General features: G+C 65.2%; 8 protein-coding genes and 1 pseudogene. 1 reads left to right on the top strand and 8 read right to left on the bottom strand.

The window, feature by feature from the left end:
* From QMA10_RS06945 to QMA10_RS06930, 4 genes and pseudogenes are all read right to left on the bottom strand, one after another.
* Positions 1-906, bottom strand: a pseudogene (locus QMA10_RS06945) (hypothetical protein); the annotation flags it as partial.
* A 44-nt stretch (positions 907-950) separates the two neighbouring features.
* A complete protein-coding gene (locus QMA10_RS06940) occupies positions 951-1,457 on the bottom strand; it encodes a regulatory protein RecX (RefSeq protein ID WP_290167105.1) in 507 nt (168 codons plus the stop codon).
* A gap of 80 nt (positions 1,458-1,537) precedes the next feature.
* Positions 1,538-2,593 (bottom strand): recombinase RecA, encoded by a 1,056-nt coding sequence (recA, locus tag QMA10_RS06935; protein ID WP_290167092.1) that lies wholly within the window; start codon positions 2,591-2,593, stop codon positions 1,538-1,540.
* Between the two features lie 219 nt (positions 2,594-2,812).
* On the bottom strand, positions 2,813-3,034 hold the full coding sequence (locus tag QMA10_RS06930) for a DUF3046 domain-containing protein (protein WP_290167091.1): 222 nt from the start codon (positions 3,032-3,034) through the stop codon (positions 2,813-2,815).
* 42 nt (positions 3,035-3,076) lie between these two features.
* On the opposite strand from QMA10_RS06930, the gene QMA10_RS06925 reads away from it, so the two are divergent.
* Complete coding sequence (locus tag QMA10_RS06925; RefSeq protein ID WP_290167090.1) at positions 3,077-3,550, top strand: MarR family winged helix-turn-helix transcriptional regulator; 474 nt, start codon at positions 3,077-3,079, stop codon at positions 3,548-3,550.
* A 137-nt stretch (positions 3,551-3,687) separates the two neighbouring features.
* On the opposite strand, the gene QMA10_RS06920 is transcribed toward QMA10_RS06925, so the two are convergent.
* From QMA10_RS06920 to QMA10_RS06905, 4 genes are all read right to left on the bottom strand, one after another.
* A complete protein-coding gene (locus tag QMA10_RS06920; protein WP_290167089.1) occupies positions 3,688-4,113 on the bottom strand; it encodes a helix-turn-helix transcriptional regulator in 426 nt (141 codons plus the stop codon).
* Between the two features lie 148 nt (positions 4,114-4,261).
* Positions 4,262-4,735, bottom strand: coding sequence for a nicotinamide-nucleotide amidohydrolase family protein (locus QMA10_RS06915; RefSeq protein ID WP_290167104.1), 474 nt, complete (start codon positions 4,733-4,735; stop codon positions 4,262-4,264).
* A 47-nt stretch (positions 4,736-4,782) separates the two neighbouring features.
* Complete coding sequence (gene pgsA / locus QMA10_RS06910; protein ID WP_290167088.1) at positions 4,783-5,385, bottom strand: CDP-diacylglycerol--glycerol-3-phosphate 3-phosphatidyltransferase; 603 nt, start codon at positions 5,383-5,385, stop codon at positions 4,783-4,785.
* Positions 5,386-5,405: 20 nt separating this feature from the next.
* Positions 5,406-8,342, bottom strand: a complete 2,937-nt coding sequence (locus QMA10_RS06905) for a DNA translocase FtsK (RefSeq protein ID WP_290167087.1) — start codon at positions 8,340-8,342, stop codon at positions 5,406-5,408.
* Positions 8,343-8,394 lie beyond the last annotated feature (52 nt).

Genomic DNA, 8,394 nt, shown 5'->3' with positions numbered 1-8,394 from the left:
GGTGGGATTAATCACCGGATCCTGGCCTGTTTCTGCCGGCGGCGGAGCCGGATTCCGGGTGCCGCTGCCACCGGCAGCGGCCGCTGCAGCTTCCTTCGCGGCTTCTTCGGAGGCCCGGGCTTCCTGCTGTGCGCGGTAGGTTTCCTCTGCCTGCAGTCCGCTCAACCGCTGCGCTTCGGCCTGTGCACTGCTGTCCCGCAGCTCGGCCAGTTGCTCCAGCAGCACGGCGCTGCGCTCCTCGGTGTCCTGCACTGCCTGGTCCGCTGCAGCCGCAGCTGTTTGTGCCTCAGCCGCCAGCCGCCGGGACGCAGCCACGGATTCTTCCCTGATGTCCAGGGCGGCAGCTTCTCGCTCCTCGAGGCTGCCGAGCACCTGCGCGGCCGAACTGGCCTGCAGCTGAAGGCTGTCAGTGCGGCCGGAGATGGTGTGCAGCGTGGTGAGGCGGTCCATGGCACCCACTGCGGCATCGGCATCCAGCATCAGGAGCAGGCCGGAGTCCATGCCGCCTGTCTTGTAGGTCTGCGCCGCGAGTGCACCCATTTGCCCGGCCAACTCCGAAGCCTTCCGGGACGCTTCCAGCCGCTGGGCAGCAAGGACGTCGATGGCGCGGCGGTTGATCCCGGCCTCGTCCACGGCACGCTGGTGATCGGCTGCCGCCTGGACAGCCCTGGTTCCCGCACTTCCCGCCTCGGCAGACAGTTCGCTAAGGAGGACCTCAATTTCCGCGGCCTGCGCTTGTTTGGCTTCAACGCTGAGCTTGGCCTGCTCCACCTGCTCCCAGGAGGGAAACCCGGTACCGGAGGCGGGGGCAGCACTAAAGACCGAGGCGGCAAGCACCCCGGCCAGCACGGCGGAACCCGCGGTAAGACGGGTGAACTTCTTCCCCGGCAGCAACAGAGTCAACATTGTGGCCCAGCATACGTCACTGCATCAGGTTTGCCCCGGGGTTTCTACCACTCATCCTCGGGGTGCGCTTCAAGCACATCGCCGATGATCTCGTTGACCACCCGGTATCCCACCGACGGAGGATATCCCTTGCGGGCCAGCATGGAGACCAGCCGCTTTGCCTGCTTATCCCGGGCCGCCCGGTCCGTGAGGTTCACTGACGACTGCAGCTTCCTCCGCGCCAGCGCGCGGGCCGCCTCCAACTCATCCTCGTCGCTGACCTGTTCCAGGGCTTCGGCTGCCAGCTCCCCCGAAATACCCTTCTCGGCAAGCTCCCGTTTCAGCGCACCCCGGGCGAGGGACTTGGAACGCGACCTGCTGTCCACCCACATGCGGGCGAACTCAGCGTCGTCCACGAGCCGGACTTCCTCAAAACGGTCAAGGACCGCCTCGGCGACGTCCTGCGGGATGTCCTTATCGGCCAGCTTCACTGCCAATTGATGCCGGCTCTTCGGGGCACTTGTCAACTGCCGCAGCACAATCGTGCGTGCAGCGCCGTACGGGTCGCGCATCTGCTCCCGCGGCGCTGCGTCCGAGTCCCCCGACGGTCTGTCTGCCGGGGGAAATCCGCTGGTTTGCTGCTGCATGATGCCTAGGAGTTCTTCGGAACGGCCTTGAGTTTCGCCTCGGCGGGAGTTTCCTCGCCGGCCGGTCCGCTGATGCCCAGCTTTTCACGCAGCCGGCGTTCCAGCTCATCTGTCAGTTCCGGATTGTCGCGCAGGAACTTCCGGGCGTTCTCCTTGCCCTGGCCCAGCTGGTCACCGTCATAGGTGAACCAGGCGCCGGACTTTTTAACGAAGCCGTGCTCCACACCCATATCGATCAATCCACCCTCGCGGGAAATACCCGTGCCGTAGATGATGTCGAACTCGGCCTGCTTGAACGGCGGGGCCATTTTGTTCTTGACGATCTTGGCGCGGGTGCGGTTACCCACGGGAACCGTACCCTCCTTCAGCGTCTCGATGCGCCGGACGTCGATGCGCACGGAGGCATAGAATTTCAGCGCCTTGCCGCCCGTGGTGGTTTCCGGGCTGCCGAACATGACGCCGATTTTTTCGCGGAGCTGGTTAATGAAGATGGCCGTGGTGTTGGTGTGGCTTAGCCGGCCGGCGATCTTGCGCAGGGCCTGGCTCATGAGCCGGGCCTGCAGGCCCACATGGCTGTCTCCCATGTCGCCCTCGATTTCGGCGCGGGGAACCAGTGCGGCCACGGAGTCGATGACCACCACGTCAACCGAACCGGAACCGATCAGCATGTCCATGATTTCCAGTGCCTGCTCGCCGGTATCCGGCTGGGACACCAGCAGCGAGTCCGTATCCACGCCGAGCCGTGCGGCGTAGATGGGGTCCAGGGCATGCTCGGCATCGATGAATGCGGCAATGCCGCCGCTCTTCTGTGCGTTGGCAACAACATGCAGCGCCAGGGTTGTCTTACCCGAAGATTCCGGGCCGTAGATCTCCACGACGCGGCCGCGGGGAAGCCCGCCTATGCCAAGTGCCAGGTCCAAGGCGATCGAACTGGTGGAGATGGTCTCCGCCGGAGCGCGGACCTCGTCTCCAAGCCGCATGATCGAGCCCTTGCCGTACTGCTTATCGATTTGGGCCAGCGCTGCTTCAAGTGCCTTTGCGCGGTCGACTGCTGCTGCCATTCTTCACCTCGGTTGTTGTGGTTTTACGTGGCCCGGAGGCCGGTTGTCCTGCTCACCTACGACCATATGCGGCGGCACTGACAAAACAGCGGAGCGGACTGCCGTGGGGATATCCGGGGCAGGTTTGCGGTCGGTCGGCCCCTGTGTAGGAGCTTAGCCTTATCCGAACAGGTATTCGAATATTCCCTTCGGCGTGTCTCCCGTTTAAGGCGGCCAGCCTCATTTCCGGGGTGGGATATCCCGCCCCAGCCGCCGTTCCGCCGGGACATCCTGGACATCGCAGACCGCCAGCCACACAGACTTGGGTTCCATTCCCCGGCTGAGGGCTTCCGTTGCCGTCCTCCCGCCCAGGGAGCCGAGAACGAGGTCCGCGGCAAGCACCCTGGAGTAGGCCGGCCCAAACTCATCATCCATGAGCCGCCAGAAATCACTGAGTCGCATCGCTTAATCTTCTCATGACCGTGCGCCTCTAGAATGGAGTCCATGACCGAGCAGGAATCCTCCCCAGAAGCAGGGCGCCACGAAGCGGCCATCGACACCTTGGAGCAAGCCCTGTCAGTGCTGTGGCGCCGGGCACGGTCCAACTCCTACAAGGTGGCCCGCCAGGTGCATCCGGATATGGAACCGGCAGCCTACGGACTGCTGGTCCTGCTGCAGAAGCAGCAGGACATGAGACTGACGGACATTGCCGCCAGTATCGGCATCGGCAAGCCGTCCGTGAGCCGGCAGATTGTCATGCTGGAATCACTGGGCCTGGTCCAGAAGCACGCGGACCCGCTGGACGGACGCGCCCAGTCCATTTCCCTCACCGCTGCCGGCTCTCAGGCACTGGCCAAGACGCAGTCCGCCCGCAAGGAACTGTTCCGGACGCTGCTGGAGGACTGGGACGATGGGGAGCTGGAGCAGCTCGGTTCCCTGCTGACCAAACTCAACCATTCCTACGCCCGCGAACGGTGATGCCTCCCCGCCCTGCCCCGCGGCGGCACAGACTCAACGGCCGCTGACCAGCCAAAAAAGACCCCGCCGTTTCGGCGGGGTCTCTTCTTGGCACTGGGCAGGCTGCCCGTTGGAGCGGCAGCACTGCGGATGTAGGTCTACGGAGTGCGGGCCAGGTCCCGAGCCATGTCCTCCGGGAAATCGCGGGCAAACTCGCGCGAGAATTCCGACGGCACGGTATCGGGTATGGCGATGCCTTCGGCGCTCGCCACCCGGTCACTGACCTCACGAAGCATCAGGGACAAGGGCACATCAAGCGCGGTGCAGATTGACGACAGAAGTTCTGATGATGCTTCCTTCTGCCCCCGCTCCACCTCGCTGAGGTAACCAAGTGAAACGCGTGCGCTATGCGATACCTCGCGCAGGGTGCGGCCCTGACGCTGGCGTACATCGCGCAGTACGTCGCCAATTTCATGACGAAGAACAACCATTTTGCGCTCCTTTGGTTCCCGGTGTGCATCTTCCGCCAACCCTACATCCCGCCAGCGAATAACGCCGTTCACGGATACGGGTTGCTTAACCATCTGTATCGTCCTGCTCCCTATGTGGTCCGGCTGCGGCTGTCCCGCAGATATCTAGAGATCGTAATTGGGAAACCTTGGTGCTTCCTGATACTAACAACTCAGCGTCCCCGGGATTTGTTCCCGGCACCATTTGCCCTCTCCCGGGTGCTTATTTTTCCGGCCCGTGATCGGGCCGCTCAGCCAGGAGACGGGCAAGCAGCAACAGTGCTTCGTCGCGGGCCTGCCCGCGGATGGCTGCCCGGTCCCCGGAAAAGGAAAACTCGGAAACCAGCGACCGGTTAGCTGACACTGCCGCGATAAACACGCAGCCCACAGGCTTGCCGTCGTGCGGTTCGGGCCCGGCAACCCCGGTAGTGGAGACCCCGAGGTCGGTCTCAAGAACGCGGCGGACGCCGTCGGCCATTTGGCGGGCCACCTCGGCATCCACCGATCCCGCGGCGTCCAGCAGACCGGCATCCACGCCCAGGACTTTTTTCTTCACAAAGTTGGAGTACGCCACCACTCCCCCGGCCAGCACGGCTGACGCGCCGGGAACGGTGCCGAGCTCCGCCGCCACCATGCCGGCGGTCAGCGATTCGGCGGTGGCCAGCGTCAGACCGGCCGCTGCGGCGGCATGCACCACGGCTGCGGCATCGGCGGAGCCGGAGGCTCTCCCCGTTGCGGGCAAGGTCACCGGCCATCCCGGTTCCGCAGCGCGCTGCGGCGCAGCTGGACCGCCTTGATGACGTAATCGATGCCCGTGACCACGGTGATCACCAGGGCGGCAGCCATGACAACGGCACTGATCCACCAGGCCCAGCTTCCGAGCCACGTTGTCAGCGGCAGGAGGTAGAGGAAGATCGCCAGGGTCTGCACCACGGTCTTGAGTTTTCCGCCGCGGGAGGCCGCCATCACTCCATACCGGATCACCACGAACCGCATGAGCGTGATGCCGATTTCGCGGACCAGAATCACGATCGTCACCCACCACCACAGCTCGCCCAGCGCCGACAGCATGACCAGGGCCGAGCCGATCAGCAGCTTGTCGGCAATCGGGTCGGCAATCTTGCCGAAGTCTGTGATCAGCCCCCGGCTGCGGGCCAGATCGCCGTCAAGCTTGTCGGTGTAGATGGCGACGGCGAACGTGGCGACTGCCAGCCAGCGGTACAGGCCGTGGCTGCCGTCATCGGCCAGCAGCAGCCAGATAAACAGCGGAACCATCAGGATCCGCACAACCGTCAGGACGTTGGCGATGTTCAGGAGGGGGGCGTTGCCGGTAGAAGAATTGCTCACACTTCCAGCCTAGCGGGGATTCACCGCCCGGTCAGACTCCATGCATCTTCGGAACCGCCGTCGTCGTCGCCTTCGCCGTCGTAATACTCGGTGGCCTGCTGCCTTCCCTCCAGGTCCTGGGCCACCAGGTCCACGGGCCCGTCCGCGGGTTCGGTTCCGAAACCGTGGTTGACGTTGGCGTTGTCCGCCAGGGCCGCCGTTTCAGCGGAGGCGGGGCCGTTGGCGGCCTCTCCCCCGCTGATGGCCGCCAGCGTTGCCGCCAGGTCATCGGGCTTGACCAGCACGTCGCGGGCCTTGGACCCTTCGGAAGGTCCGACGACGCCGCGCGACTCCAGCAGGTCCATCAGGCGTCCGGCCTTCGCGAACCCGACCCGCAGCTTGCGCTGCAGCATGGAGGTTGAACCGAACTGCGTGGTGACCACCAGCTCTGTGGCCTGCAGCAGGACGTCCATGTCATCGCCGATGTCGTCTTCGATCTGCTTCTTGGGCGCAGAGACGGTGACGTCTTCGCGGTAGACCGCGCCCAGCTGGCCCTTCACATGCTCCACCACCCGGTGGATTTCCGACTCCGTGACCCAGGCGCCCTGAACACGGATGGGCTTGTTGGCTCCCATGGGCAGGAACAGGGCGTCACCCTGGCCGAGCAGTTTTTCTGCTCCCGGCTGGTCCAGGACCACGCGGGAGTCGGTGACCGACGACGTCGCAAACGCCATGCGCGAGGGCACGTTTGCCTTGATCAGGCCGGTGACGACGTCGACGGACGGCCGCTGGGTGGCAAGCACCAGGTGGATTCCGGCGGCGCGGGCGAGCTGGGTGATGCGGACAATGGAATCTTCGACGTCGCGCGGGGCAACCATCATCAGGTCGGCCAGCTCGTCCACGATCACCAGCAGGTACGGGTAGGCCTTGACCACGCGCTTGGACCCTGCCGGCGGAATGACCTTCCCGAGCTTGACGGCCTTGTTGAAGTCATCGATGTGCTTGAAGCCGAAGTTGGCGAGGTCGTCGTAGCGGGTGTCCATTTCCCGGACCACCCACTGCAGGGCCTCGGCGGCTTTCTTGGGATTGGTGATGATCGGAGTGATCAGGTGCGGCACGCCCTCGTAGGCGGTCAGTTCCACCCGCTTGGGGTCCACCATCACCATGCGCACTTCGTCCGGCGTGGAGCGCATCAGGATGGAGGTGATCATGGAGTTCACGAAAGAGGACTTACCGGCACCGGTGGCACCGGCCACCAGCAGGTGCGGCATCTTCGCGAGGTTGGCGACCACGAAGCCGCCCTCCACATCCTTGCCCACACCCATCACCATCGGGTGTTCGGTCTTCCGGGCTGCATTGGAGCGCAGCACGTCGCCCAGGGCCACCACTTCTTTGTCAGCGTTCGGAATTTCGATGCCGATGGCGGACTTGCCGGGAATCGGAGACAGGATGCGCACGTCCGAGGAGGCGACCGCGTAGGAGATGTTCTTGGACAGCGCGGTAACCCGCTCCACCTTGGTGCCCGGGGACAGCTCAATTTCATAGCGTGTCACCGTGGGTCCGCGGCTGAAGCCGGTCACGTGCGCCTCCACCTTGAACTGGTCCAGGGTATTGGTCAGGGCCTCCACCACGAGGTCATTGGCTTCGGAGCGTTCCTTGGCCGGCGGTCCGGCCGGCAGGAATTCCGACGGCGGCAGGGTGTATGTGACGTCGCCCGAGAGCTGAAGCTGTTCCGTGCGCTGCGGGATGGGCGTGGCGGGCGTGAGGTTCCGGACAGTCCGTGCCGGGACCGGCGGCACGGCAGGCGCAGCGGGCACGGCCGGCAGCCCGGGGGCGGCAAGGGCCTCGGCGGCTTCGGGAACCGTGGAAATGGCCTCGGTGGGCGGCTCGGCGCCGTCGAATCCGTTGTCCACCGGAAGTCCCTGCTGGCGGCGGATCTTCTGCGTGGCCAGTTCGGACCGGGTGGGCCGCCGGACTCCGGGCGGGACGGCGGGCGCGGCCTTGGCCGCTGCTGCCGTTGCTTCCTCGTCTTCGTCGGCCAGGACAGCGCGCTCGAACGCTTCGTCCCCGGCGAAGCCTTCAACAGGGATCTGCTCGCCCGCTTCGGCGTTGCGGCCGAACATCCGTGACTTCTTTTTCGGTGCCTTGGCCGGCCGGCGGTCCCGTTCGTAGAGGTAGCTCTGGTCATGTGCCTCGGGATCGTCCGGGGCGAGGTCCTGGCCCATGAGGTGCTCATACAGGCCGCGCAGGCGCAGCGGAATATGGCGGAAGGGGGTGGCCGTGATGATGAGCAGGCCCACGAAGACCAGAAAACCGAGCAGGATTGCCACCGGCCAGACTGTCAGTGCAGCAGAGAGCGGTCCGGCGACGAGGAAGCCGACAATGCCGCCCGAGGCCCACAACCGGTCAAAGCCGTCCGTCAGGGAGGGGGAACCACCCACGATGTGGGTGATGCCGGATCCGGCGAAAAGTATCAGGGTCAGCCCGATGCTGATGCGGCTGTTGGCACGGTGGCGTTCCGGGTAACGGAAGAGCCGAACGGCTCCGGTGAGGAGCAGGAAGGGCAAGACGACGGCCATCCAGCCGAAGGTGCCGGCCGCGCCTGCATGGATGACGTCCGCTACCGGACCGCGCAGTGCCCACCACTCAACCGTGGCCACGGCCAGGGCGGTGAGGATCAGAAAGAATCCGGTGCCGTCCCGGCGGATGTCGCGGTCGGGGCTGACGTCGGCACCGAGTTTGCGGATGCCTGCACCGGCGAGGCGCGCCATTCCCATCCAGGCGCCCTGAACGGCGCGCAGCGGAAGCGGCACCTGTTCGGCGTTTGCCTGCGCTTTGCCGGCACCGCCTGAGCGGCTGGTTGCCTTACCCCGGGGCTGGGTTTTACCGGAGCTTTTTCCTGAGGTGCCCCCGGTGTTCCGGCTGGTGGTCCGGCCGGAAGCACCGCCGCGCGCGGCAGGGGAAGTACGAGTGGCCATACGCTCCACCGTACCCGATGGGGGCGGGCAATCCGCGGATTTGGGCGTCTGC

The organism is Arthrobacter sp. APC 3897 (assembly GCF_030407495.1).
In the GTDB taxonomy this organism is placed as follows: Bacteria; Actinomycetota; Actinomycetes; order Actinomycetales; family Micrococcaceae; genus Arthrobacter_B.
Note: the sequence above shows the minus strand (reverse complement) of the source record. Positions and strands in the feature narration are given on the sequence as shown.